This window comes from Mesorhizobium sp. J428, assembly GCF_024699925.1.
GTDB lineage: Bacteria > Pseudomonadota > Alphaproteobacteria > Rhizobiales > Rhizobiaceae > Mesorhizobium_A.
Genome location: NZ_JAJOMX010000001.1, coordinates 3297355 through 3321453, shown reverse-complemented (window position 1 = coordinate 3321453; position 24099 = coordinate 3297355). Strand labels below are relative to the sequence as shown.

General features: G+C 59.8%; 24 protein-coding genes, 2 pseudogenes and 1 other annotated feature. Of the genes and pseudogenes, 7 read left to right on the top strand and 19 right to left on the bottom strand.

Annotated features, from left to right (window positions below):
• Positions 1-190: 190 nt before the first annotated feature.
• Together LRS09_RS16755 and LRS09_RS16750 are read left to right on the top strand one after the other, a co-directional pair.
• Positions 191-649: a MobC family plasmid mobilization relaxosome protein gene (locus tag LRS09_RS16755; RefSeq protein ID WP_257807964.1), complete on the top strand. Its 459-nt coding sequence runs from the start codon at positions 191-193 to the stop codon at positions 647-649.
• The gene (locus LRS09_RS16750) at positions 646-3360 is read left to right on the top strand and encodes an AAA family ATPase (protein ID WP_257807963.1); all 2715 of its coding nucleotides are present in this window, start codon (positions 646-648) and stop codon (positions 3358-3360) included. The genes LRS09_RS16755 and LRS09_RS16750 overlap by 4 nt, the downstream gene beginning before the upstream one ends.
• 871 nt (positions 3361-4231) lie before the next feature.
• Here LRS09_RS16750 and LRS09_RS16745 read toward each other — a convergent pair.
• From LRS09_RS16745 to LRS09_RS16690, 13 genes and pseudogenes are all read right to left on the bottom strand, one after another.
• Positions 4232-4699, bottom strand: a complete 468-nt coding sequence (locus LRS09_RS16745) for a MucR family transcriptional regulator (RefSeq protein WP_257807962.1) — start codon at positions 4697-4699, stop codon at positions 4232-4234.
• A 338-nt stretch (positions 4700-5037) separates the two neighbouring features.
• The gene (istB, locus tag LRS09_RS16740; protein WP_257807960.1) at positions 5038-5772 is read right to left on the bottom strand and encodes an IS21-like element helper ATPase IstB; all 735 of its coding nucleotides are present in this window, start codon (positions 5770-5772) and stop codon (positions 5038-5040) included.
• Positions 5669-7271: pseudogene (gene istA / locus LRS09_RS16735) on the bottom strand (IS21 family transposase). The gene istB and the pseudogene istA overlap by 104 nt, the downstream one beginning before the upstream one ends.
• A gap of 114 nt (positions 7272-7385) precedes the next feature.
• Entirely contained in the window at positions 7386-8201 is an 816-nt protein-coding gene (locus tag LRS09_RS16730; protein ID WP_257807959.1) for an ArdC family protein, read from the bottom strand.
• A gap of 622 nt (positions 8202-8823) precedes the next feature.
• A complete protein-coding gene (locus LRS09_RS16720) occupies positions 8824-9135 on the bottom strand; it encodes a hypothetical protein (RefSeq protein WP_257807958.1) in 312 nt (103 codons plus the stop codon).
• Positions 9135-9704, bottom strand: coding sequence for a hypothetical protein (locus LRS09_RS16715; protein WP_257807957.1), 570 nt, complete (start codon positions 9702-9704; stop codon positions 9135-9137). The genes LRS09_RS16720 and LRS09_RS16715 overlap by 1 nt, the downstream gene beginning before the upstream one ends.
• Complete coding sequence (locus LRS09_RS16710; protein ID WP_257807956.1) at positions 9697-10011, bottom strand: hypothetical protein; 315 nt, start codon at positions 10009-10011, stop codon at positions 9697-9699. The genes LRS09_RS16715 and LRS09_RS16710 overlap by 8 nt, the downstream gene beginning before the upstream one ends.
• Before the next feature lie 89 nt (positions 10012-10100).
• Positions 10101-11321 carry a hypothetical protein gene (locus tag LRS09_RS16705; protein ID WP_257807955.1) on the bottom strand — a complete coding sequence of 407 codons (1221 nt, stop codon included), beginning with the start codon at positions 11319-11321 and terminating at the stop codon, positions 10101-10103.
• Positions 11233-12225 (bottom strand): CpsD/CapB family tyrosine-protein kinase, encoded by a 993-nt coding sequence (locus LRS09_RS16700; protein ID WP_257807954.1) that lies wholly within the window; start codon positions 12223-12225, stop codon positions 11233-11235. The genes LRS09_RS16705 and LRS09_RS16700 overlap by 89 nt, the downstream gene beginning before the upstream one ends.
• A protein-coding gene (locus LRS09_RS16695) for an IS3 family transposase (RefSeq protein ID WP_257804818.1) occupies positions 12111-13342 on the bottom strand; the annotation gives its coding sequence in 2 pieces (ribosomal slippage) (positions 12111-13051 and positions 13051-13342; 1233 coding nt in all). The genes LRS09_RS16700 and LRS09_RS16695 overlap by 115 nt, the downstream gene beginning before the upstream one ends.
• Positions 12942-13058 (bottom strand) — a sequence feature (AL1L pseudoknot). Its footprint overlaps the gene before it by 117 nt.
• Positions 13343-13403: 61 nt before the next feature.
• A pseudogene (locus LRS09_RS30365) lies at positions 13404-13457 on the bottom strand (hypothetical protein); the annotation flags it as partial.
• Between the two features lie 15 nt (positions 13458-13472).
• Positions 13473-13805 carry a hypothetical protein gene (locus tag LRS09_RS30360; protein WP_374684921.1) on the bottom strand — a complete coding sequence of 111 codons (333 nt, stop codon included), beginning with the start codon at positions 13803-13805 and terminating at the stop codon, positions 13473-13475.
• A 1176-nt stretch (positions 13806-14981) separates the two neighbouring features.
• A complete protein-coding gene (locus LRS09_RS16690; protein WP_257807953.1) occupies positions 14982-15305 on the bottom strand; it encodes a hypothetical protein in 324 nt (107 codons plus the stop codon).
• Between the two features lie 174 nt (positions 15306-15479).
• On the opposite strand from LRS09_RS16690, the gene LRS09_RS16685 reads away from it, so the two are divergent.
• A protein-coding gene (locus LRS09_RS16685) for an IS5 family transposase (protein ID WP_257803987.1) occupies positions 15480-16234 on the top strand; the annotation gives its coding sequence in 2 pieces (ribosomal slippage) (positions 15480-15813 and positions 15813-16234; 756 coding nt in all).
• 41 nt (positions 16235-16275) lie between these two features.
• Positions 16276-17196, top strand: a complete 921-nt coding sequence (locus LRS09_RS16680; RefSeq protein WP_257807951.1) for an IS5 family transposase — start codon at positions 16276-16278, stop codon at positions 17194-17196.
• Positions 17197-17273: 77 nt separating this feature from the next.
• Here the strand turns inward: LRS09_RS16680 and LRS09_RS16675 are convergent, their stop codons facing one another.
• The 5 genes from LRS09_RS16675 to LRS09_RS16655 form a co-directional block, all read right to left on the bottom strand.
• Complete coding sequence (locus LRS09_RS16675; RefSeq protein WP_257807950.1) at positions 17274-17765, bottom strand: GNAT family N-acetyltransferase; 492 nt, start codon at positions 17763-17765, stop codon at positions 17274-17276.
• The gene (locus LRS09_RS16670; protein WP_257807948.1) at positions 17762-18052 is read right to left on the bottom strand and encodes a DUF1778 domain-containing protein; all 291 of its coding nucleotides are present in this window, start codon (positions 18050-18052) and stop codon (positions 17762-17764) included. The genes LRS09_RS16675 and LRS09_RS16670 overlap by 4 nt, the downstream gene beginning before the upstream one ends.
• Before the next feature lie 479 nt (positions 18053-18531).
• Entirely contained in the window at positions 18532-18735 is a 204-nt protein-coding gene (locus LRS09_RS16665; RefSeq protein WP_257807947.1) for a hypothetical protein, read from the bottom strand.
• Between the two features lie 73 nt (positions 18736-18808).
• Positions 18809-19555: a hypothetical protein gene (locus LRS09_RS16660; RefSeq protein ID WP_257807946.1), complete on the bottom strand. Its 747-nt coding sequence runs from the start codon at positions 19553-19555 to the stop codon at positions 18809-18811.
• Positions 19552-19869 (bottom strand): hypothetical protein, encoded by a 318-nt coding sequence (locus LRS09_RS16655; RefSeq protein ID WP_257807944.1) that lies wholly within the window; start codon positions 19867-19869, stop codon positions 19552-19554. Before LRS09_RS16655 ends, LRS09_RS16660 begins: the two co-directional genes overlap by 4 nt.
• A 218-nt stretch (positions 19870-20087) precedes the next feature.
• On the opposite strand from LRS09_RS16655, the gene LRS09_RS16650 reads away from it, so the two are divergent.
• The 3 genes from LRS09_RS16650 (at position 20088) to LRS09_RS16640 (ending at position 22196) form a co-directional block, all read left to right on the top strand.
• A complete protein-coding gene (locus LRS09_RS16650) occupies positions 20088-20660 on the top strand; it encodes a recombinase family protein (protein WP_257807942.1) in 573 nt (190 codons plus the stop codon).
• A gap of 169 nt (positions 20661-20829) precedes the next feature.
• Positions 20830-22023, top strand: coding sequence for an endonuclease/exonuclease/phosphatase family protein (locus tag LRS09_RS16645; RefSeq protein WP_257807940.1), 1194 nt, complete (start codon positions 20830-20832; stop codon positions 22021-22023).
• Positions 22024-22034: 11 nt separating this feature from the next.
• Complete coding sequence (locus tag LRS09_RS16640) at positions 22035-22196, top strand: hypothetical protein (protein ID WP_257807938.1); 162 nt, start codon at positions 22035-22037, stop codon at positions 22194-22196.
• A 49-nt stretch (positions 22197-22245) separates the two neighbouring features.
• Here LRS09_RS16640 and LRS09_RS16635 read toward each other — a convergent pair whose 3' ends face one another.
• Positions 22246-24045 carry a ParB/RepB/Spo0J family partition protein gene (locus LRS09_RS16635; RefSeq protein ID WP_257807937.1) on the bottom strand — a complete coding sequence of 600 codons (1800 nt, stop codon included), beginning with the start codon at positions 24043-24045 and terminating at the stop codon, positions 22246-22248.
• Positions 24046-24099: the final 54 nt, after the last annotated feature.

Below are 24099 nucleotides of genomic sequence, written 5' to 3'. Positions count from 1 at the left end.
TAGAAACGCAGCCGGTCTTCTCAATCCTTGAAGAGCTGGAGAATTGGGCGGGTCAAATCAAGGCCTCGCCGGAGGTAGCCCGCAGACTTCGGGAGTTCGAGGCGGCCGCCGGAGGAGCAAAGGAAGCCTCGAAACCCGCAGAAAGTGGACCAGTTTCCCGTCGACGCCCGCATCGATCGGGGCCGTCCCAATGAGCGGCACGAAGTCAGACACCGGCGCCGGCATGGTAACAACACCACTGCCCGTTTCATTCAAAAATGCCGCTTCTCCCAAACGGGAAAGGACAGAAAGGCGCCGGAAGTCGATACCGGTTACGCTGCGGCTGACCGAGGCCGAGCGTGAGAAGCTGGAGGACATGGCGGCGGGCATGACCCTCAGCGCCTATATCCGCGCCTGCCTGTTTGCTGAAGAGGAACGCCGCCGCGCGCGGCGGCCAGGCTCGGTCGTCGAAGACAAGAAGGCGGTAGCCGAGGCGCTTGGTCTCTTGGGTCAGTCCCGCATCGCCAATAATCTTAATCAATTGGCCCGTCAGGCCAATGTCGGCACTCTGGTGATTGAGGAGCGTGAACGGGCAAAGATTGAGGAAGCCTATGGATATGTGCTTTCCCTCCGCACCCTACTGGTCGCCGCGCTGGGCCGTGAGCGATGATCCTGGAGGGAAATGAACGGGGGTTCGGCGCCGAATTGGCGCGGCATCTTCTGAACCTCTCCGACAATGATCATGTGAGCGTGCATTCCGTCGTGGGCTTCATCGCCGACGATCTCGACGGGGCCTTCGCTGAAGTCGAGGCTGTCGCTCAGGGCACTCAGTGCCGAAAATACCTCTTCTCTCTTTCGCTGAACCCACCGCCGGGTACGAAGGTGACGGTGGAAGAGTTCGAGGAGGCCATCACCCGAATTGAAGCCAAGCTCGGCCTTGGCGGGCAACCGCGTGCAATCGTCTTTCATGAGAAGCATGGACGTCGTCATGCCCATTGCGTCTGGTCGCGCATCGATATCCGCCGGATGAAGGCGATCAACATGGCGCACAGCAAGCGCAAGCTGATGGACATGTCGATTGCGCTCTATCGCGACCATGGTTGGTCGACACCCGAAGGGTTTATTGATTACACCCGCCGCGATCCTTCGAACTATTCACGCGCTGAGGCCGGACAGGCAAAACGAACCGGGCACGCTCCGAAGGCAGTCAAATCTCTGTTCCAGAAGTGCTGGGCACAATCCGACTCACGCGGCAGCTTTGCGGCCTCGCTGTGGGACGAGGGATATTGCCTTGCCCGCGGAGATCGGCGCGGATTCGTCGCCGTCGATGCCGATGGCAAAGTATGGTCTCTGTCCCGCTGGTTGGGGCTGAAGCCGAAGGAGCTGCGCGTTCGACTGGGCGAACCAGACGATCTGCCGCCGGTGGAGGAAGCAACGGCACTCTTCGAGGGATTGCCGACCAAAGATCGTTCATCCCGTCTGCCAACCGTCAGCCCGGATTTTGAAGCACGACGAAACCGCTTGGTGATCGAACAGCGCCAAGAGCGCCACACGCTCTTGTTAGCCCAACAAAAGCGCAGGATTGCGGAGAACCTTGCTCGCCAACAACGCTTGCCTCGCGGGATCAGAGCCGCCTGGGCACGATTGAACGGCCGATACAACCTGTTGCTCGGCGAACTGACAAAAGAAGCCGAAGCCTGCGACGCCCGCGATCGGGCTGAACGGCAGGAATTGATCGACCGGCATCTTCGTGTCCGTAGGGCAATGGACCGCGAAAGGGGTAGCCTTTCGAAGGCGCTGGACGAAACCCTCGCCGCGGCCTTGAGGCCAGACCCGCGGCAGAAGCTGGTGCTGCCGAAAGAACCGATCCCGTTCACCAGAACCCAATTGGCTGATCAGCCCAGGCTGATCCTGGAGCATATTTCACATAAGCACGAGTCGTTCAGCGAACTGGACGTCAAGCGGGCTCTGGCGGACTTCATCGATGATCCTCTCGCTTTGCGTCCGGCGATCGACAAAGCGTTGGCCTCCCCGGAACTTGTCCGGCTGGACGACGGTCATATCACGACCAAGGACTACCGAAACGCGGTTCATAAGCTGAAGGCAGATGCGCAAGCCTTGGCAATGTCGAGTGGCCTTGCCATCGCACCACACCACGTCACACAGACGATACGGGAGCAGAACGAACGGTTGCAGGACCGCTTCGGTGCTGAACTGAGTGAGGAGCAGAAAGCGGCACTGCATCATATTCTTGGCGGTCAGCAATTGGCCTGCGTGGTTGGACTTGCCGGATCGGGTAAGAGCACGATGTTGGAGACGGCCAACAACGCTTGGGCGCGTCAAGGCGTCAAGGTGCACGGAGCCGCATTGTCCGGCAAGGCGGCAGAAGGCCTGCGGAATGCATCCGGCATTGAGAGTCGAACACTGGCGTCACTGGAGACGAGCTGGAAAAACGGCTACGAGCCCATCGCCAAGGGCGATATCCTTGTTGTCGACGAAGCTGGAATGGTCGGCACGCGCCAGATGATGCGCATTGTCGGCAAGCTTCGTCAGATAGGCGCCAAGCTGGTGCTGGTCGGCGACCCGGGTCAAATTCAGCCCATCGAGGCCGGGACACCTTTCCGCGCACTCATCGATTGTCACGGTGCTGCTCGCCTCACAGCGATACATCGACAGCGGGAAGCGTGGCAGAGACATGCTTCTCGCGACCTTGCCGAAGGGCGTTTGCAAGAAGCGCTGAATGCCTATGACGCAGAGGGGGCAGTTCACCGCAGCAGTGCGCGGGAGACAGCTCTCGCAGCGCTTTTGGAAGAGTATCTCCAAGATCGGAAAACCTGCGCATCCTCGACGCAGTTGGCCTTCGCACACCGCCGCAAGGACGTATACGCCATCAACCAGGCAATTCGGCGTGCAGTTCGTCTGTCGGCAGATATGCCGGCCGAGACCATTTACATGACCGAGACGGGTCCACGAGCCTTTGCGGCTGGGGACCGCATCGCGTTCACCCGCAATGATCGCGACCTCGGCGTCAAGAATGGAATGCTCGGCACCGTCGAGACAGTCGACACCGACCAGGTCATTGTTTCCATCGATGGTGAGGTCGGACCGTCAGCCCGCGTCGCATTCGACCCGCGTCGATACGTCCATTTCGATCATGGCTACGCGGTGACGATCCACAAATCGCAGGGAGCAACCGTGGATCGCTCCTATGTATTGGCATCGCGCAGTATGGACGAAGCACTCAGCTATGTCGCCATGACCCGACACCGCGAAGCGCTGCGCGTCTATGTCAGCGATGACGATATTCCGATATGGGCAGCTTCCCTTTTGCGTCAACGTGGTCGTCGATTGAGACGGGAACAGGGGCTCGATCTATCGTAACCGCTCCATCTGGCAGCACTGCTGCATCATCGCGGTCATTTGCGATTCAAACTGCTCGAGAAGCGATATGAGATTGCCGCGTCAGCCGCCGCGTCCAGATCGGGCATAGATTCGCCGGCCGGCGTCTTCGCGGCGTCGGCATCGTGTCGATCCGCTCAAGTTTCGATATGCGTAACTTGTCATCGGCTACTGAATCGCCTCGTATCAACACTACAACGTTGGCTTACACCTGCCGAAGCTGCGGAGGGTGCAGAGCGGTCAGACCGAAAAACGCGCCGACCTCTCGACCGGCGTCATCGGCACGATAGCTTTCCGATTGAACGAATGTTTAGCGAAAAATTGTCTCTATTGTAGAAAGAATAGATTCTTAGCTTTGGGGTATGCTCAACTCAAAATACGAGGCGGGCATATGCGCTACATCAGGATCGGGGTATTGGGATTGTCTGCTCTTGTGACAACCTCCCTAGAGATGACGCATGCGCAGGAAACTGCTCCAAGAAACCCCTCCTTCATCTATTTCGGAGACGGCCTTAATCAGCGTGTCGACCGCCAGCGATACGTTGAAGGCGGACAGGGCGAACATCTACCCCGGCTAGAGGAAGAAAGACGCCGGAGGACTGCAATCGGATACGGGGCAATCTCGACGGTAACCGGCAATCCGCGCACTTCCTATGTCAGCGGTTACACGCGCGACGATGGAACGTATGTTCGGCCGCACTACCGTAGCCTGCGATAGCTGCCCCTAACTGGTCCACGAAACGGTCGGCAGACGAGCCTGTTGATGTCGCTCTGAATGCACCCAACAAATCGTCCGTCGGCGCCATGAAAATGGCTTGCGGTCCAACAGGGCTGCTTGCCGGCAAAAATTCAGCTACGTCTTCGCGCCAACTCTGCGCCCCCGTTTTGCCGATGCGGGCGCCGTTGCCGGAACTTCGGCTTTCTTCCGTCCAAGCCCCATGGTCTTTGCCAATGCCGACCGGGCTGCGGCATAGGCCGGCGCCACCATCGGATAGTCGGCCGGCAGGTTCCACTTGGCGCGGTATTCGTCGGGCGTGAGACCGTAGTGCACACCAAGATGACGCTTCAGCGATTTGAACTTCTTCCCGTCTTCCAGACAGACGATGTAATCCTCGTAGACAGACTTCTTCACCGGAACGGCCGGCTTTTGCGGCTCGGCAGGAGATTCCTTCTTTCCCGTGGTGAGAGTTGTCAGGGACCTGTGAATGTCGCCAATGAGGCTGGCAAGCTCACCGGCCGGAACCGGATTGTTGGACACATAGGCCGATACGATATCGGCGGTGAGCGACGTGATCTGGTCGCGTTCGATTTGCTCGGCCATGGACAGATTCCTGTTGGGATTGCGAAAGGGAACTCAATGTCGCTGCGATAGTCGGCAAATGTTCGGCAGGCAATATCTGCAGGAAGAGTGCGCGCCTTATGGCGCGCCCTCTTCACGGGTCAGCAGCCAATTGGCCGCTTCGGAAGCTTTCGAGGCGGCGGTGAACACGGCCTTCTTGTCGTCTTTCAGGATTTTGAGTGTCAATCGGCGCGCAAAGATGACCCCGCATCGGCGTCCAATATTGACCCCCTCGTAGTGCGCGACGGTGAGCGCCCGACCGGGTGGAGCTGGTCTGGGTTGCGCAGCCCGGTCGGGCGCGTCGGTGAGACTTTCCGGCTTTAGCTTTGAGTGCGGTTCTTGAAGCGCCAGGATTCGTTGCCGGTCTCGATGATCTCGCAGTGATGGGTGAGCCGGTCGAGCAGAGCGGTGGTCATCTTGGCGTCGCCGAAGACGGCCGGCCATTCCCCGAAGGCGAGGTTGGTGGTGACGATGATGGAGGTCCGCTCGTAGAGCCGGCTGATCAGGTGGAATAGGAGCTGGCCGCCGGCCTGGGCGAAGGGGAGGTAGCCGAGCTCGTCGAGCACGACGAAGTCGAGCCGGGTGAGGTAGTCGGCGATGCGTCCCTGCTTGCCGGAGCGGTGCTCGGTCTCCAGCCGGTTGACCAGATCGACGACGTTGAAGAAGCGGCCACGAGTTCCGTTGCGGATGAGTGCGCGGGCGATCGCGATGGCCAGATGCGACTTGCCCGTGCCGGTGCCACCGATGAGCACGGCGTTGCGCTGGTCGGCGACGAAGGCGCCGGTGGCGAGGTCGCGCACGAGCGTCTCGTTGACGGGAGTGCCGGGGAAGTCGAAGTCGTCGATGTCCTTGGCCAGCGGCAGCTTGGCGACGGTGAGCTGGTACTTGATGGAGCGCGCCTGCTTCTCGGCGATCTCGGCCGACAGCAGGTCGCCGACGACCCTCGGCGGCTCATGCTGGCGCTTGATCGCAGTGGTCATGATCTCGTCGTAGGCGCTGCGCATGCCGTAGAGCTTCAGCGTTCCCATCAGGTCCAGAACCTGGGTGCGTTCCATCAGCTTGCCCTCCTGAGGCTGTCGTAGCGGGCGCAGTCGGCCTGCGGCTCGTGTCGCAGGCGAAGCGCATCCGGGGTGAGGATGGTCACGGCAGGCGCCGGATCGCGCCGGCGGGCCAGGATGTTGAGGATGACGGCGGACGAGCAGACGTTCTCGGCAAGCGCCTGCTGGCAGGCGGTCTCTACGGCAGCGAGCCCATCCGACAGCACCGCCGTCAGGATCGACACCATCTGCCGGTCGCCGTCGTCGGCAGCCTTCAGCCTGCGCCTGACCCGCTCCATCGCCGGCGGCAGTTCCCAGCCCTGGAACGGTGCACCGTTGCGCAGCGCGCCGGGCTTGCGCGCCAGCACCGGGACGTAGTGCCATGGATCGTAGACCGTCTGGTTGCGGCCGAACGAGCGGGCATGCTCACCAACGATCGTGCCGTCCTGGCGCATGACGATGCGATCAGCATAGGCCTGGATCTCGACGGGCCGGCCGACCGCGGTCGACAGCACCGAGTACTTGTTGTTGTCGAAGCGCACGGTGCAGGTCTTCGTGACAGAGGCGGGAACCGTGTGGAAGCCGTCGAAAGGGCCGCGATACTCGACCAGCTTGCCGCGCTCCTCCTCGAACACGTCCCAGATGGTGCGCTCCGGCTGGTCGACATGGCGGTGGGCCTTGGCGTAGGCGACGCACTTATCGAGCAGCCAGGCGTTCAGCTCCTCGTAGCTCCTGAAGCGCAGCCGAGGCGTGAAGAAGCGCTCCCTCACCAGCCCGACCTGGTTCTCGACCTGCCCCTTCTCCCAGCCCGAGGCCGGTGTGCAGGCAACCGGCTGGACCAGATAATGGCTGCACATCTGCAGGAAGCGACGGTTGTACTGCCGCTCCTTACCGACGAAGACCGTCTCCACCGCCGTCTTCATGTTGTCGTAGATGCCGCGCGTGCAGGCGCCGCCGAAGAAGGCGAAGGCCCGGTCGTGGGCGTCGAACACCATCTCCTGCGTCTCGCGCGGATAGGCCCGCACGAACATCATGCGGCTGTGGCAGAGCCGGACATGGGCGACCTTCACGGTCACCGTCACGCCGGCGAGCAGGACGATCTCGTGGCTCCAGTCGAACTGGTAGGCTTCGCCTGGCGCGAAGAGCAGCGGCACGTAGGCCTCGGCCGTCGCCGATCCTCTCGTCTTCGCCCAGCTCCCGGCGTAGCGGCGCACGGCGTCGTAGCCGCCCTCATAGCCGAGCGCGCGCAGTTCCTCGTAGATCCGGATCAGCGTCAGTTGCTCGCGCGCCGGCTTGCCGAGATTGCCGTTCAGGAGCCCGTCGAGCTGGTCTTTCCACGGTCCGATCTTCGGCTTCGGCTGTCGCTCCCGCTCATAAGAGAACGATGTCTCGTCGGACCTCAGGATCTTGCGGACGGTGTTGCGCGACACGTGCAGCTCGCGGCAGATCCGCTTGAGCGACCACCCCTGCACATGAAAGGCACGCCGAACCCGGGCAATCGTGTCCACTGTCTTCATCCCCTCTCCACCCGCTCGCCAAAACGAACGGATGGTCGCAGATCGACTTCACGAGGGGGGGGTCAAAATTGGACGCCGATCCTCCCGCCTAGGGGGTCAAAATTGCATGCCGATTCACATTTTGAGCCAGTTCGAGATGTATTGGGCGTGATCGGCGCGCGGTTCCGGCGTTATGCCAAGATCGCCGCACAGGAAGGCGGCGCCGAGTTCGGCGATCAGCTCTTCGATGGCGTAGCTCTCGGTTCCGAAGCGACCGGTCATGTCACGGTCGAGACGATGCTTTGTGCCCGACCAGTGCACGAGCTCATGGCATAGGGTCGAGTAGAATCCTTCCGCCGGCGTAGTCGTCTCGGTGCCGATGAAGCGTTTCCGGTCTGGCATGCGGATGACATCGAGCGAAGGAATGTAGCAGGCGCGATCACCGTCCTCCTCGACCTTCGCACCCGTGGTCCGAGTGAAGGCTTCCGCCCGTTCGATCGGATCGAAGACGGGTTCTCCGGGAAGCGGTTCGTCCGCGTCGAGCGGGAAGCCGTCGACCTGTGCCGCGTTGAACACGAAGCTCGCGCGTGCCATCAGCCGCTCGACCTGCTCGGTTGCGCCGGTCTGCTCGTTCATCTGTTCGAATTCCAGTTCCTTGTAGAAGACGATCAGCGAGGATTTCTCGCCGCGGCGGACCTGGCAACCGCGTTCCTGCCACTGGCGATACGTGCCCCAGAGATGCGAGGGATAGTCGCATGCCTGTGCGGCCACCCACAAAGAGACGATATTGACGCCGTTGTAGGATTTGGCTGAGGCGATGTTGACGGGCCGCTTCATCGAGCCGCCCCTGTTTCTGATCCAAGGAAGCCGGAACTCACCTGCGGTTTCGAGAGCCGCCACGATGCGGTTGGTGATCTCCTGATGGACATCGAATTTCTGTATGCGGGCCATGATGTTCTCCTTTCGCCTGCCTGGGCTGCGACCGTCGCGGCCTGATGGCGTCCGGAGAGGCGGGGCGGGAGCGCCCTTGCACCCGAAGGGCGGGCGAAGCGAAAGACGGCGTACGCCGTTGCAAGGGCGATTGCGCCCTGCCAGGACAGCCCGAAGAAGGCCGCTCAAGGCGCGGCCAGGATCAAGGATGAGAATGGAGGAACGGGCCGCTCCAGCGCGACGTCCGCAGCGATCATCGTAGGACGAGGACTTGGAGTTGGCACTGTGTCGGATCAGATCGCATGCCAAGCGGGCGCCATCAACGAAGCCTCATCGGCACTGCCAAGCTCAATAACATCGATCCGCAGGGTTAGCTCGCCAGCTCGCCGATGTCCCTGCGCGTATCACCGACACTCCGCAGAGCCACCTTAGCGAGTTGCTCCCGAGGAGTTGGCACCTACATCGATGCCAAACTCAAAACAGCATGACCGTGGCCCTCATCGGAGGGCTACGACCGCGCCGACACGCTACCGCCGACACCACTACGCCCAGCGCGAGTATCTCCTCCAAGGTGCTCTGTCAGACCGGCGCGAAGAAGATGGTCAGAGTTCTACCTATGCGCTTCACAGCTGTCGTTGAAGGCTCATCGTTCACTCGGAGGAAGCGGACGAGCTGATCGGCTTGCATTTGCCCCTATAGTCGAGAAGAAAAGAGCGTTCATAAAGGCGAAAGTGATGGCGACCGCCATTGTCCGAAGCGGATAGTCGACCATCGAATGAAGCGCAATGAAGGCGATTGATAGAATGACCAATCGCTGAAGAGCCGCGCGTCCAACGTAGATCCAACGAATGGATAGAGCCACGGCATAGGCGACGAGCAGAGCCGCCGCAGCCAGACCGCCTTCTAGAATGATCTCCAGAAAATCATTGTGTGCATGATTGATATATAACGACATTATGTTTTCGGCTTTCTCATAGACTGGGTACTCAGATCAAAGGTTCCGAAACCCACACCGAACAAATAATTGTCCCTAACAGCTTCCAACGTCGTATGCGCGATATCACCGCGTATAGCGTCGAGGCCAATACCCTCCTCGCCAAGTTTAGAGAGTGCACCATAACCGTAGATTGCCAGCATGATAATCAAAGCAAGGGTGATTCCCGAGCTCATTCGCCCTCGCCAAAGAAGGGAGGCAATTGAAACAAATAGGGCTCCCATTCCGATCAGAATTCCAGCTCGAGATCCCGCAGCTAGCAATATTAGGAATATCAGCGAAAGGCACACAACAGAAAAAATTCGTCTCCGCAGAAATACCCCACTATAAACAAATATTGGAATACTCGCAAATACAAGTGTTGAAAAATGATTAACGTTTGCAAACATACCAATCATTGTTCTATATCCGAGAATATCACTCAGGGTCGCATTCGCACTAAATGAGTATTGCAAGAGTGCTGCAATTAAATTGCAGATAATTCCAATCATAAAAAATGGAATAAGCCCCGCCAGTTCGTCATCAGCCAAGCTTGTTGCCGCAGAGAAAAACAAGATCGGTACCAAAAGCAAAAACCGTAGCCTCGAGCGTACGTGACACACTGAGGCTGATCGGGGCTAGAATAGTCGCTGATCCAGCCTCACCATAGGGAAGAAGGCCAATCGGACGTGAGGACTCGAGCAGGGAAAATGGCAAAGGTATCAACTGGCCGAAACCAATAGCGAGCAGTAAAAAGAAAAAGGCGAATCCCAACTGTGTTGATTTCGACCACGGTCGATAAATCAAAACAAAAGTTGCGCAAAAGATCGTTAGAATCTGAAGCGCATATTCTACCATCAATCCTCGCTCAGTACCTCCCCCAAACAACAAGCAAACGATGATACATACTCCAAGAAGTAGTTTTCGAATGCGGCTCCGTTCAAAGCTCATAGCGGGACGGTCTCTATTCTAACATTTTTCGCAAACACGCGTCCCCGATACCTATCGTTCCAGTTCTCTGCCAATGCCGTGGTCTGAAGCCTCAAAACGTACAGCCGACAGCTTCCAGGAATGACAGAAAACTTGCCATGCTTAACTCGATCGCGATAGTCACCTGAATCTATCTCGAGTGAAAGAACTCTTGAAGTCGGATCGGCACAATCGATTGTCCAGAAGAGCGACTTCGGTAAATGCGCGGCCTCAGCCGACATATTAGCTTCGAACTGATAATCGCCGGGCGGGAGACTAAGGTATTGCTCTACGCCGATGCCCCGGACTGGCGTGTTGGCAAACTCGATTGAAAGTCCGGTCGATGGCGATCCAAAATTTACTTTAACTCCCGGCTGAGAGCGAAGATTCCAGTCGAAATGCCTTGCCGAAGGGCTGCCAGCGAAAGAACCATTAAATATAAAACCCGATAATGGTCGCTGCTCGGGCGAGAGTGTGAGCAAGAAGGTTAGATATGCTGCATCGTATTGTTTCTGCGAAAATAGCGGTGACGTAATCTGCGCTATTTCGGCATTCGATGGCGGCGCCGCTCCAGGAGTCAGATCTATTATGAGTTGAGACGCAAAATCTAGGTTAGGACCGTTGCCGGCACTCAAAGCCCGCAATAGAGCAATCCTCCAAGGAGGCAACTGCTCAAGCCTACGAAGAAGCAGCGGATAGGCCTCCTGGTCGGAGAATACTTCCGGCAGGACTGGTGCAATTGACACAATATTATCGGGCCAACGGCGGAACATGACGTCGAGTTGGTTCAAGGCGCTTGCATAGTCGCCATCCGTCAGCAGGCGAAGGATGTCCCACTTTAGCGCATTAACCTCCGTCTTCGCCAGATGGAGCGCATGACCGAACATCGCATTGGCGGCAGCAGTGTTCCCTCTTTGACGATAGATTTCACCTAAAACGCTGTAAAGACGAGCGTCTCCAGCGTTTGTGGGGATCTGTCGTCGTATTTGCTCTTCGAAGTCGTCCAATCGCTGCGCTGCGCTCTCCGAGCTCAAGGCCCTGACTACAAGCGTCAGCACCGCTTCAACATTTAGCGGGTAGATTGTCGATGCGAGGTAGGGTCGATCGCTCTCAAGAAACCGACTTGATGCGATCAGCGATATTCCCAAACTGCTGACGCAGGCGCCCAAAAAGAGCGCCCAACGACCAATTGCTCGCATCTCGAGTTTCCGTATCCTTGAAGGTCGCGCCGGCCAATTGTGGCAGGTCGCTACCATAATTGTAGTAGTTGTAGTTCAGGTATTTATAGCTGTAATTATAGTCGAACTTTCCAACTGCGAACTTTGTCATAGCCGCACCAACCACGTTTGCGCCAGCGGCGCGTATCCGTTTCAACGCAGTGCGGGCTGACTTCCGTGTTACCTGGTTTGTCGAGACCACAAGAAGCGTTGCCTCTGTCAAACGGCTCAAGATTGGTGCATCCGACAGACCGATGATCGGAGGGGCGTCAACCAAGACGATGTCATACTTCCGGCCGAGATTCTCCAACAGCAAGCTCATCCGCGTCGATGACAGAAGGTCAGCGGGATTTGGCGGGATCGTTCCAGCGGTAATTATGCTAATTCGCTCCTTTCGCTTAATCAGTTTGCCCATATCCTCCCGACGGAACGTGCTGGTCAGCACATTGCTGAGACCGATAGCATTGTCGACGCCAAATATCCGATGAGCGCTAGGCTTTCGCATATCCGCGTCGACGACGATCACATTAGCCCCGAGCGAGGCAAAGTCTTCTGCCAGCTTGAATACGGTGGTCGACTTTCCCTCTGAAGGCTCAGAACTGGTCACGAGCAACGTCCGTGGAGCACCGTCCGTTCCAGAAAACTGCAGAGATGTTCTCAACGATCGATAAGATTCAGACAGCCCTGATTTTGGGTCAGCCAAGGCTTGCGAGAAGCCCCTTTCCTCTATTGTGAACCGCGCCGGGTTTTCCGGAGGCCGTTTCGTTTGAGTCACGCGGCCATGGCTGGTTCTACCAGCATGGCGTAGTAGCGTTCCTCGGCTTCCGCCGGCGGGATGTTGCCGATGGGCTCCAGCAGCCGGCGATTGTTGAACCAGTCCACCCATTCCAACGTCGCGAACTCGACTGCCTCGAATGAGCGCCATGGTCCGCGTCGGTGGATCACCTCGGCCTTGTAGAGACCGTTGATGGTTTCGGCGAGAGCGTTGTCATAGCTGTCGCCGACGCTGCCGACCGACGGCTCGACGCCGGCTTCCGCCAGGCGCTCGGTGTATCGAATGCTGACGTATTGGCTGCCTCTATCACTATGGTGCACGAGCCCACCGCGATGGATTGGCCGCCGATCGTGGAGAGCCTGTTCCAGAGCGTCCAGGACGAAGCTCGCATGCGCCGTCCGGCTCACCCGCCAGCCGACGATCCTTCTCGCATAAGTGTCGATGACAAAGGCGACATAGACGAAGCCGGTCCAGGTCGCGACGTAGGTGAAGTCGGAGACCCACAGCATGTTCGGTGCCGGGGCATGGAACTGGCGATTGACGTGATCGAGCGGACAAGGTGCGGCCTTGTCGCTCACCGTGGTGCGGAGCGGCTTGCCGCGGATGATGCCTTCGAGACCCATGGCCTTCATCAGGCGGGCAACCGTGCAGCGGGCAACATCGAAGCCCTCGCGCTGCAACTGGCGCCAGACCTTGCGAACGCCGTAGACGCGGAAGTTAGCCTCGAACACGCGGCGAACCTCATCCTTCAAGGCTGCATCCCGTCTTGCCCGAACCGACAGCCGGGAGGGATCGACGCGCTTGGCGACACGGTCATGGTAGGTCGACGGGGCAATCGGCAGCACCTTGCAGATCGGCTCGACCCCATGCGCCCCACGATGATCGTCGATGAACGCGATCATGGCCTGAACCGGCGGTCGAGCTCCGCCTGGGCAAAATACGCGCTCGCCTTGCGCAGGATCTCGTTGGCTTGCCGAAGCTCGCGGTTCTCGCGTTCCAGAGCCTTGAGCTTCGTCGCCACATCCGTAGGCACACCGGCGCGAACGCCGCTATCGCGCTCGGCCTTCTTCACCCACTCATGCAACGTCTGCGCCGTGCAGCCGATCTTGGCGGCGATCGACGACACCGCCGCCCACCGCGAGGTGTGCTCGCCTTCGTGATCCAGAACCAGCCGCACCGCGCGGGCACGGACCTCGGGAGAAAACCTGTTCGTTGTCTTGCTTGTCATGGCTCCACCTTCTCAAGGATTGGAGCCTCCGATCAACCCGGCGCGGTTCATTCTGAACCGTCAGCGTTCCCGTGCCGCCGTTGCCGACAAACAACATCGCATCGCTACTCAATTCGGATCCCGTGCCCCGTCACCGTCGCCGTACCCCGCATTGCCAGCGGCAGCACCGATGTACGCATGACTGGGCACTGCTAACCTCACCGCCACTTGAGATGGTCAGTGTCCCGTTCGATCCGTTGTTATTGCCGACGTAAAGGAGTGTGCCGGCAGAAGCTGCTGCCCCATCCTCGACCGTTAGTGTTCCCGTGCCGCTATTGCCGATGCGGATTTCCCCGCCGCTGTTCATCGTCCCGCCATTTAGAAGGGACAGGGAACCGTTACTACCGTTGGCATTGCCAACATAAACATTCGCAACGGCAGCGGCCGCAACACCATCGACAGCCGCTGTCGGCGCGGCATCCACGAATGCCGTATCCACATTACCCGGCACGGCACCGCCGACCCAGTTGGTGGCTTCGGTCCAGTGGGAGCTGGTCACACCAGACCATGTGACAACCGCCCCGCCCGCAGGAGCAGGGGTAAAGCAAATAATCGAAATTAATACGTAACAACTGCGATGATTCACGTGGAATTCTATTGTTTTGTTAAAATTGTACCAGTATTATATGGTATTTATATTCATTACAAAATAGTAAAATATCCGGATAGATTTTCTTTTGCCATCCTTGATATTTGCGGTGGTAGCCTTGCCGAAGCTTCCGCACACTCGATCGGTGCAAAGGCGGATTCGCGCAATAAAGGCTGATCCGTGTTGGGTAGGAGAGCAGACTTGTGCCGCGTTGAACGGAACTCGCGCAATCAGCCTTTCCATCTGCTCGACCTCGCCAGTCTGGTCGTTCACGTGCTCGAATTCCAGATCCTGATAGAAGACGACAAGCGAGATTCTTCATCCCGTCGAGTTAGCAGCGCCCTTGCCACCAAGGACGGGTGCCAACATTGGGGGATATCGCCGACCTTTGACACAGGCCACAGCATGGCGATGACCACGCTGCGATGGCCTAGATGAGGCCGCCCCAAATCAAGGTTGCCCCGCTCACTCCGATGATCGCCATAGCGATCACCTTGGCCCGATGACGTTCCCAAAAGGTCGGTGATCGATCCCAATTGTATCTCATCCTACCTCTCGGCGGTCCAACGTCGGAAAGCCATATTCGATGACGATCGATTGCCGCCACGACAGACGGCAGCGAAGTCGGCGGATATCGACGCGGCTCCACGCACTGTTATTGAAATCCCGCTGTGTCAAGTGAAGCACGACGCGTCAACGCTGTCGAATCCCACTGACGAAAGTGCTACGCCTCGCTGCGTTGAAGCAGAAAGGAGATATAGATTGTGATTACAAGTCGGCGCTGAACGCACTATCACGATATAGCATTATTTGTCGGCGTGAATGTCTGCAAAGGCCCGGATCTCGTCTCTGGGTATCGTCGCCGACAAACTATACTACTACGCGCTAACAAACAAAGAATCGATGCGGGCATGGCCCCTAGGCATTCGACGGACTGCTGTCTCTTGAGTGAAAAAACGACCGGTTTTGAGGCCGATCAGCCCACAGAACAGAGAGATATGATCGGTCAAGTCAATGACGAATATCCTTGCGGCATTTTATAATCACGAGGATGATCGTCGGCCATATCATTGTGTTAAACAGGTCGGGACCAGCTTCTCGCAACCAAAAGTCCGTTGGCGCGAACGTATTGTAAGGCGCCATAAGGTCGACCACCTCATTCCAGGCCGCGAGACCGAGGCATAAGGTCCATGCGATCCGAGGCTGCCTGATGAGCACCAATGCCGTGAGAAAAATCAGCAGGCCGGCGTGAACGTGCAATGCATCATGCGAAAATGGCAGCGCGATCTCAATGACATGTTTGATGCTGAGCCAAGCCGAGAAGATGAAAGACATGTTTCTCACATCTCCCGGAACTCGCACGATTGCAATCGCTGCTCCAGCGACAATTGTATTCGCGATAAGAAACTGGCTGAAACGGTCCGAATAGGAACTGTACAACGGATCTAGGCTCAGGACCTATTAATTCCGATTGAATTGTGATTGACGGTCTCCGAGAAGGAGGCCGTGATGGGTGATCTGTTTCTGCTGAGCGAGCGCCAGATGGCGCGGATATCGCCATTCTTCCCGCTGTCGCACGGGGTTCCGCGGGTCGATGACCGGCGGGTGGTGAGCGGCATCGTTTACGTGATCCGCAACGGTCTCCAGTGGAAGGACGCACCGGCTGGCTACGGCCCGCCCAAGACGCTCTACAACCGCTTCATCCGCTGGAGCCGCCTCGGCGTCTTCGACCGCATCTTCGCCGGACTTGCCGGCGAGGGTCCGAAACCCGAGCGCATCATGATCGATGCGACGCATCTGAAGGCTCATCGCACGGCGGCGAGCCTGCTTAAAAAGGGGATGTTCCCCGTCGTATCGGGCGCACCAAGGGCGGACTGAACTCCAAGCTCCACACCGTCTGCGACGGTGACGGCCGGCCGATCATCCTGCTCCTGTCGGAAGGCCAGATGAGCGACCACAAGGGTGCCCGCCTGGTGCTCGACGCCTTGCCGCCCGCCTCTCATCTCATCGCTGATCGCGGCTACGACAGCACCTGGTTCCGCGAGGAACTGGAAGCCAGAGGCATCGAGCCATGCATTCCATCCAGCCGTAGCCGCAAAGTCCCATACGCCTACGACACCGCCCTCTATCGCCACCGCCACAAGGTCGAGAACCTGTTCGCCAAACTCAAGGACTGGCGACGCGTCGCCACCCGCTACGACCGATGCGCCCACACCTTCTTCTCGGCCATCTGCATCGCAGCCACCGTCATCTTCTGGCTCTGATCAATGAGTCCTGACCCTAGCCGGTGTGGACGGACTGCCGCATGAAGATCGCGGGGGATTCCTTTGATGCGCTTTGTCTGAATCATGGAGAGCCGACTGATTTGGAGGTCGGCGATGTCCACGAAGATGGCGGAGCGGATTGGTCGGTGGCGCTGGAGGTGTTTCGCGCCTCCTTGCCACGGCGGGGCGACAAGGGTAGGGTCGATCGGCTGTTCCTGGAGGCGATGCACTATTTCTCGGTCCACAATATCGCTTGGCGCGCGCTACCGGAGCGGTTCGGCAAGTGGAACAGTGTGTGGAAGCGCTTTGATCGGCTGAGCAGGTCACCTCGCCGCGCTGTCTTCGTCGGTGCATCTGGTGCAGATGTTCGACTCGACCATCGTGCGCGCCCATGTCTCGGCTGCCGGTGCAAAAGGGGGCAGAAGGGTCAGGCGCTCGGTCGCTCGCGCGGCGGCTTCTCGACCAAAATCCACGTGAAGACGGACTTCGACGGCCATCCCATCGCCTTCGACCTCACCGGCGGCGAGAAGGGCGACGCCCCGCATTTCCCGATCCTGCTCGGGCTCGGCCCCGATGTCGATCCGCGCGCCGCCGTCGCCGACAAGGGTTACGCCAGCAAGGCCAACCGCCAGGCGGCGCGTTCGCGCGACATCATCCCGGTCATTCCACGCAAGGCCAACGAGAGGGGCAAGCCCGGCTTCTTCGCGAAAGCCATCTACAAGGGCCGCGCCCGCATCGAACAAACCGTCGGAAAGCTCAAACGCTTCAAGCGGATAGCCCTGCGCTGCGAGAAGATGAAGCAGAACTTCGCCTCCATCGTCGCTCTCGCAGCGGCATTCATCTTGATCAAATCCGTCCACACCGCCTACGGGCGTTGCGCCCCCGACACTTTTGAACACGCTGATCGCCTCGACTCTCCTGGCTTGAGGGCGTTCTCTTTCAAATGGCCGGACGCAGCCTGACGGCACTTGCCTGGCGCAAAATGTGTCGTTCCTGCCGAAATGCCCGATCGAGACCTGAGCGGAACCGGCGGTGCTGGTTACAGGCTGCGCAGATCCTTCATCAGCGCGAAGAGATGCAGCGGATCGCTGGGCGATTCTACGAAATCGAAACGGCGATAGAAGGAACGGGCAGCATCGTCCTTGGCATGGACGGCGAGTGCACGAATGCCAGCGATATCGGCTGCTTGGAGAGTGCGTAGGACCGCATCGCGCAGGAGCCCAGCACCGATACCCCTGCCCTGCCAGCCGCGATGAACGGCAAGACGGGCTAGCAGCATTATCGGGACGGGATGGCGGGCGAGCCCTTTGGTCAGACGCTCTGGGGCATCAATGTATGCCACTTCGCCCACGACCAGAGTGTAGAAGCCGATAACAACGTCATCCACCAGTCCGAGATAGGTCTGCGAAGCACTCGCCTGCTGATTGCCAAGGGCAAAGCGGATCAGAAAGCGGTTGAGTGCCTCCTCACCACAGTCGAAGCTGTCGACCGCGTGCCGCCGTACCAGCTTTTCGATGCGGAAAACGCTCACGCGGTTTCATTGCCGGAGAATATGCTTGGGTCGTTGAGCAATTTCCTCATACGCGGCATGTCGCGAACCGGTGCGTCAAGTGCCGATACGAAGGCTTGCCAACGTTCTGTGTCGAGCCCGAAGCTGCGACGGTCAGCAAGTGTCTCCTCGGCGCGGCTGAGCGCGGTGGCGAGGACATAATCGCCGACCGAGCGTCGTTCGGCGGCGGCCGCTGCTGCCAGGACGCGCTTTGCCTCTGGCGTGAGCCTCAGGTCGAGCTTTTCAGATCGGGTGGTGCGGGTGGTCATTCTTCTACCTTTCAACCTCAGATTACCACAATTGCCCGACAATGTCATGACAATATTTTTTGTGCCGCAGCACCGGCATAACCGTGCTGCGACGCGAGATAGGCAATGTTCCGCCGAATGATCACAACGCAACGCTGGTGGCGCGGTCCCGATAAAGCGAGGGCCAGTCGGGCTCACGGACAAGACCGCCGATCAAATAACAGACCGGATGGCCGATGGCGCAGAGAAGCGCACCGAGGCGGCTCCGGCGTGACGCATCGCCGTCGAGGGACGCGATGTGATCGGCCCGCGCCTGCGCCAGGACACGCCAGAAGGCCGTTGCGCGGCGCAAGCGGCGCATATGCCGAACCACCGGCAGCGCCCATGCATGGTAGCCGCGCCGCGCATATGCCGATCCGTCAGATGCTCCCCGACATAGCGCGCGCGCCCCAGATAGTCGGGGCGGCCGAGCATGCCCTGCCGGACCAGATCGGTGCAGATCACCTTGGCGTCCTCGTCGGCGGCCGGTCTTCTTTTTCTTGTTTTTGATATTTTCCTCGGTCTTCTTCTTTTTGCTTCCTGTCGATCTCGTTCTGCACCTCTGGGGCGGTGCGTGCGAACGTCTCCTGTATGCGTTCTCCCTCATACAAGATGCGATAATTGGGGTCCCTCGCTACCCGATAGATGTCATTGTGAGTTGCCATCGCCGTCTCCTGTGCTGGGTTTCAGGAGTGAAGTTCTGGTGGGTTGCGGTGTGCTCGGCTCTGTGTGGTCGGCCTAGCGGCCCATGCCCGGCGCCAGGCTGACCGGGCTGGAACTCGGAATCATGTCGTCCGATATGTCGAGATCGACGGCAGTTTGTGCGGACTGCCCGGCTTCGGGCTGCCGCTCGCCGGCAAGCCCCGGAATCTTGCTACGAACCGCCTCCGGCATGTCGACCACCAGCTCTCCGCGCAGGCGCTCGAATTCCTCGCGCGTCAGGTCGCCCGCATCGAGACGCTCGCGTGCCTCGTCCAGCTTGGCCTGATAAGCGAGCAGCGTACGGCGCTCTTCGGCGAGGCGCATGCTCTCTTCAAGGATCGGCCTGTAGGCTTCCCAGCTCGGATGGCGTGCTCCGATGAGATCGGGGTCGACGTCGGAGGCATCGAGTTCGGTGCCGTGCTCGTCAAAGACGCGGATGCCGTCCTCGGATTTGAAGACGCGGCGGCCGTCCGGCAGCACATAGGCGCGCGTGAGCATTTCCCGCTTCTGCTTGAGGATGAGTTCCAGCGCGGTTTCATTCTCCAGAAGCGCCTCGACCGTCGCCGCATCGTAGCGGGTGATTGCGAAGCGGAATTCCCGGATCTCCCGTTCGGTGACGATCAGTGCCGCCATGTCCAGGAGTTCGGCCGTGTCATCGCCGATGTCTTCCTCGCGGTCCCGGCGCTTGCGTTCCTCATGTTGCTGTTGCTGGAAACGCTGGAAGGCGGCGGCTTCGCTGCGTCTGGTAAACTCCCTGCGCAATGACCCGGCCAGTCGCATCATTCGCCGCACTCCTTCTTGAGCATGGCGGCCAGCACGACGGACGGCGCGTGCTGCGCGTGCAGGCGGAATGCATCCTCGATCATGAGAATGATCTTCGGGTTGGTGAGATAAAAGTCGCGTATGCAACGCATCCCGGTTTCGACCGTCCGACCTGCCTCGATGGAATCCTTGCGGAAGCGGGCGTAGGCGAAGCCCTCGACCATGCCAGCGACATAGACGACGAATTCGTTGGCCGGCATTTCCTTGAGTATGTCGCCGGCGGTGAGGCTTGCGGCATAAGACGGCTGGACGCCCAAAACAGCCGAAACAACCATCCCCGGCAGGAAAGCTCTTGTTCTTTTGACGATGAGAGAATTCCTCAACATAAACGACCGATTTTGTTGATATTTGAATAACGGCCTGCTGATCTGCTAGAATGTTTATAGAAATCGCGGGTTTCCGCGCCTTGCCGGAGCGGCGGCGTGACGGGCACAAAAGGGGTCGTTTATGTGGCGATCCGCCAACTTGCCAACCCATTGAAACGAAAGGAAACATGACAAGACGCATTGCATACCTGCGCGTGTCCACGGCCGAGCAGCGCCCGGACCGGCAAATCCTCGGCCTGCGCCATGTGGCCGATGAACTCCACCTCGAAACCCTCTCCGCCGTCGCGCGGAAGCGGCCGGTCTACGATGAGGTGATCGCGCGGCTGCGGCCGGGGGACGTTCTGGTGGTCTGGGCGCTCGATCGCGCCTTTCGCTCGGTGCGGGACGCCGCGAACCAGCTTTTCCAGCTCCAGGAGCGCGGCATACGCATCCACATCGCCAGCGTGCGGCTGGACATGGATACGGCCTATGGCCGCTGGCAATACAATACCCTGAGCGCCAATGCGCAGTATGAGCGCGAGAACCTGATCGAGCGGACGAAGGAAGGCATTGAGGCGGCGCGCGCGCGCGGCAAGCGTCTCGGCCGCCCGCCGAAGCTGACGCCGGTGCAGGTGTTCGATGCGCATTACCGGATCGAGACAAAGCAGGCGACACGGGTGCAGATCGCCGCCGAGCATGGGATTCAACCGTGGACGCTGACGCGCGCCATCAACCGCTCGATGGCAGGACCGGCGAATTGAGTGACCGGAACACGGATGACCGGCCCCAAGTCTCCCTGGCCGAGACTTTATAAGGGCGCATAGACGAGAAGGTTTATTCTTCTATGAGGCGAAAGAAACGATCCAACTATGATTCGTTTCGGCTAGAGATATAGTTCTCCCGACATATCTATTTGGGGAGGGAGCTCGCATGATGATCAGTCGTTTGTTTGCGGCCGCGATGCTCGGGCTTGGCGCAACACCTGCGCAGGCAGAGCCGCTCAAAGCGATGAGCTGGAATATCGCCAATCTTGCGCAGGAAGCCGGCGTCTCGCCGCGCGGCGGGCATGTGCGCACCGAGGCCGACATGCAGGTGATCCGCGATCATATCGCGCGGACAGACCCGGACATTGTCGCGCTCCAGGAGATCGGCAGCATGGCGGGCGCGCGCAACGTGCTCGGCGAAGGATACGAGTTGCTGTTCGAGACGCGCTGCGGCACGGCCGCGTGTGTGCAGGACCGCGGCGAGATCTTCACCGCGATTGCCTGGCGCAAAAGCCTTGGCCTCTCGGTCCAGCCCGTGCAGCTCGACGCGCTCAGCGAAACCCACTGGTCAGGCTGCGTCTATGAGAGCGAGCGTCCGGTACGCGGCGGTGTCGGCATCGCCTTTACGCACGAAGGCGCCGACTACACGGTGCTGTCGGTGTATCTCAAGGCATCCTGCGCCGATGAGGATTCCAACGACCCGGTCCGTTATCCTGACCTGATGGACGACTGCGCGGTGCTTGACAAGCAGATCGTCACGCTGGGCAACTGGATCAGGGACCGGACGGCGGAAGGCCGCACGGTGATCGTGGCGGGCGACTACAACCGAAAGTTTCTTGAGGCGGATGATCGTCATGCGGCGGCCTTGCGCGCGGTCGATCCCGCAATCAGAATCGAACCCGCGCAGCAGAGCCAGTGCTGGCCGCGCAACTATCCGCAAAGCCGCTCTTTCCGAAAACGCCTCGCTCACGAGGCCTTTGCCGGGGCCGCGAATTTCGACTGGCAGCCCTATATGCCCTCCTCCATCGGCAGCCGAGACTTCTTCCTGATTTCCGGGCCGCAGAGCGGGCGCATCGGCCCCGGCACGGAAATCCTGCTGCGGCCCGACCCGCTGGTCCACGATCCCACGCCCAATAACATTCCCGTCGCACAGCGCATCGCCATCGAGGAGCAAGCAAAAGCCGTGGGCGTGCGGATGGGTGAGCCGGACGGCTATATCGAGGCCTGCACGCTGGAGGCCGCCGACGAAACCGTGAAGTTTCCGCCGCCGCAGCCTTTCCCGGGCGGCAATACCGTCTTGAGTTTTGCGCCGATGTTTCCGAGCGATCACTGCCCGATCGAGATCACGATCGGGCAATAAAGGAAGACTCCATGCGCATGCGTGACAACGAGCAACACTCCGTCCCACGAGAGGCCGAGCCCATTCCCTACTGGACGCCCGGCCGCAAGGGATCCTTCCTCGGCGCGGGCGGGACCGCACTGCTTGCGCTGCTCTTCTTGTGGCTGGGTTGGGTCAGGCCCTTCTGGATGTAGCAACGCCGCCCGGCCGGGGCCGGGCGGCGCATATTCGCGGGCGGAGCCGTTAAGCCGCCTGCGTCAGATCTTCAAGCATGTCCTCGGCTTCGGCAGATGCTTCAGCATCGTCGCTGTCGTCGTCCGCTTCGCCTTCCTCAGCATCGACGCCTGCTCCGCCGCGTCCGAACAAGGCCTCGGGAAAGCGCGGCGTGTAGCCCTGCGCCGGGAACGCCATGTAGCGGGGAAGCCAGCCATCGACCTTGGTGCGGCCGTTGTCGCCCGCGAGGCAGTCGGCAACGATCTTCTTCTGCACCTTGGCGGTCGAGGCGATATGGGCATCGGCTGTCACATCGCCCGCGACCTCGCGCAGGATGGCGTTGACCGCCATCTTGTCGCGCAGGAGGTCGAAGAACGTCTCGTCCGCCGTCCACCAGCCCTTCATGTCGGTCGAGAGCAATGCGCCGAGCGCCTCCACGATGCCCGACTGCGCTTCCAGCGTCTCGGCCATGACATAGGCGAGGATACGCAGGACGGCGGCATCCTCCATGTGCATCAGGCTGTCGAAGATATCGGCCAGCGAACGGCGCGCAAGGTTGAAGCCGTTGCCGTGCGAGACAACGGGACCGTCGCCCTCGATGTCGAGAAGCTCGCGGATACGGCTCCGTTCCTCCGCAAACCCCGCCTGTGCCCGCGAGGCGGCAAGGCTGTCGCGGATGGCGGTGTTGTCGGCCTTCTGCTTCTCGGCTTCCACAGTCCACAGGCCGGAGCCGGCGACCATATGCGCCACCGCCAGCCGCAGGGCGATTGACGGGCTTGCCAGCAGTTCCGTCCGCACGGCGGCATGCTTGTGCAGACCGATATAGTTCCGCATCGTCTTGGTCAGCTCAGGGCGCTCGGCCTTGGCTGGTTCGCCTCCCTTGCCGGATGCCTCCGCCTTCGCCAAGCGGCGGACCTCCTTCTCGGTGAGCCAGCCTTCATGGAAAGTGACTTCCCCGTCCTGCGTGATGGCGACATAGACCCTGCCGCCCTTCTTCTTCGGGGTTTTGACATGCTCCCATGTCTGGAAGCGCTCGCCCGTATCGAGCACCACGACCTCGGCCCATCCCGCTTGCAGGCAGGCATCCCGCCGTTCGGCAATGGCGGTATTCTGCAACGCCCAGAACGCCTCGCTGTCGGCAAAATAGCGCTCGTCCTCGAACAGGTCGGACACGATAGCCCCGTCATAATGTTCGACGTCGAACAGGGCGTTGGAGACGGGAACCTGCGCTCCGCCGAACAGCCACGCCTTCAATCGGTGCCCGGTGGGGGCCTGCTCGTCCTTGCTCCTGAACAGCTTCCACCATGCCTTTTGCTGGCGCGGTGTCGCCATGGTGAGAAGGCGCAACGTATCGGGCCTTATCTCCTCGCGGCGGTAGGCGTTGAGGATAGGGGCGATGATGTTGGCGATGGCCAGCCGCTGACCGACCAGCCGTTCGGTGATGCCGAAGCGGGCGGCGATCTCGGACACGCCCAGCCCCTGCGCCTTCAAGGCGGCGAACGCCTTGTACTGATCGACCTCGTCCATCGGCAGGCGGGCGACGTTCTCGGCCAGCGATGCCTCGATGGCCTTGGCGTCGTCCCCCTCCTCCATGATGGCGACGGGGACGGGCTCGGCATATCCTTCCCCGGCCAGCTTCACCAGCGCATGGTAGCGCCGCTGGCCCGCTACGATCTCGAAACCTTCGCAGTTTGGCCTGACCAGCAACGGCTGGATGACGCCCAGCGAACGGATGGAGGGCAGAAGGTCGGCAATGTCGGCGCCGCCCTTCGACCTGACGTTGAGAGGGGAGAGCTTCAATTGCTCGAGAGATAAATGGTCCAGTTTCATGGCTGTCTCCTTGTTCTAGCCTTGGGTTGACAGCACGGCCCAGACAAAGACCGC